This is a genomic window from uncultured Polaribacter sp. (assembly GCF_947501385.1).
Classification (GTDB): Bacteria; Bacteroidota; Bacteroidia; order Flavobacteriales; family Flavobacteriaceae; genus Polaribacter.
Window position 1 is genome coordinate 1 of sequence record NZ_CANMVP010000067.1, and the last position, 1,688, is coordinate 1,688.

General features: G+C 30.8%; 1 protein-coding gene. It reads left to right on the forward strand.

What is annotated here, in order from left to right; all coding sequences use genetic code 11:
• Positions 1-103: 103 nt before the first annotated feature.
• On the forward strand, positions 104-1,600 hold the full coding sequence (locus tag Q0998_RS19185; RefSeq protein WP_299673046.1) for a S41 family peptidase: 1,497 nt from the start codon (positions 104-106) through the stop codon (positions 1,598-1,600).
• The last annotated feature ends 88 nt before the right edge of the window (positions 1,601-1,688 follow it).

Here is a 1,688-nt window from a genome sequence, read left to right on the forward strand (position 1 = left end):
AGCCCGTGTAAAACTAATACTGTAATTTAGTTGGATAAATTAAAAATAAAACGGAGTTATTAGACGAACTGCCGTTAGGCACAATTAAAAAAAACAATCATCAATGAAAATTTACTTAGTCATTATATTATCAATATTCACGCTTTCTTGTAAGGCTCAAAGTGAAGCTGAATGTTTATCCAAAGCTCAAATTGAAAAGGATTTAGCAATAGTTGACGACATTCTTCAAAACAAATCTTCTTATCAAGGATTAAACGGATATGACTACAGAGTAGATTTTGAAAATTATTTAAATACAGTTCCTGACAAAAAAATTACTCAATTTGATTTCGGACTTTTTTTATCCAAAACTATTGGAAAAATTGGAGACAGACATTCATTTATAAAAGATTACGACATTCGAGATTCACTTTACCTAACACTTGCATTTGCACCATTTAAGGGCAAGGTGTTGGTGGTTGATTTTCAAAGAGATATTAAAGAATATAAATTTTGGAATTCCGAATTTCCATATTTACAATCTATTAACAATATACCTATTCAAGAAATTCTTCCTAAAATCCATATTGGCGAAATTCTTGCACCTAAAGATGCTTATGCAACGAATGCAGTTCGAGATTTAAGAGATATTGAAACTATTTTTAGAACACTTAAAATAGAGCTACCAAACCCTTTACCAATAACATTATCTGACGACAAAGGAAACAAAAAAGAAATAAGTGTAAAACTTGTTGATGGTAAAAACAGAGCAACATTATGGGATGACAGATTTTTTAAAAATACTTACCGTGTAAAAGAAGAAAAGTATAATGATAAGGATTTTATCAAAAGGTTTTTTAGTTTAAACAATAATGTTAGCTATATCCAAATTGGCGAAATGATAGAAAAAGAGAGTTGCCCAACTTTTTTTGAGTATCTAAGTGAATTTATGACAAAAGCTGAAAAAAGTGATGCCATAATTGTAGATGTTCGAGATAATAGCGGAGGAACTCGTGACTTAATTCAAGAATTAGCAGGATATTTTATTCATCCAGATTCTATTTATGTTGTTAATGCAACCAAACAAAGAGGAAAATTCCCTTTAGATAAAGAACTTAAAGAGAGACTACAAAGTCGTTATTTATTGTCAAGAAATGATTTAGATATTAAAGAGCAAAATGCAGTAGACAAGTTTATGAATTCATTTGAGCCAATGTATGATTTGAGCAAAGAAAAATTTAGCGAATTTCATTATTATATTCTCAATGGTCAGAAAATCACTAAAGGGAAATTTCATTACAATAAACCTATATATATACTTGCGAATGAAAGGAGTTTTAGTGCTGCTTCTGTTTTAGTTTCCGTATTTAAAGATTTACCAAACATAAAAATAGTTGGTGTAAATACTGATGGCTCAAGTGGGAATAGCGAAAGATTTGAATTACCCAATTCAGAATTACGTGGAAAAATAAGCACAATGGTTTCTTTTCAAAAGAACGGTAAAATATTAGATGGAATTGGAACAGAACCTGACATTAAAATAGAAAGAAGTTTAGACCAAATTTTCTTAAAAGAAGATTATCAACTGAATAGACTTTTGGAAATAATAAAAGCGGAATAAAAACTGTGCCTAATCGAGTAGACGGCTCTGCCAGAAACTGACAGAGTGCGCCTCTCACACCACCGTACGTACGGGTCTCGTATACGGC

Excerpts from the sequence above, each read along its gene's own strand:
- Q0998_RS19185 (WP_299673046.1), top strand. The coding sequence starts at position 104 with ATGAAAATTTACTTAGTCATTATATTATCAATATTCACGCTTTCTTGT.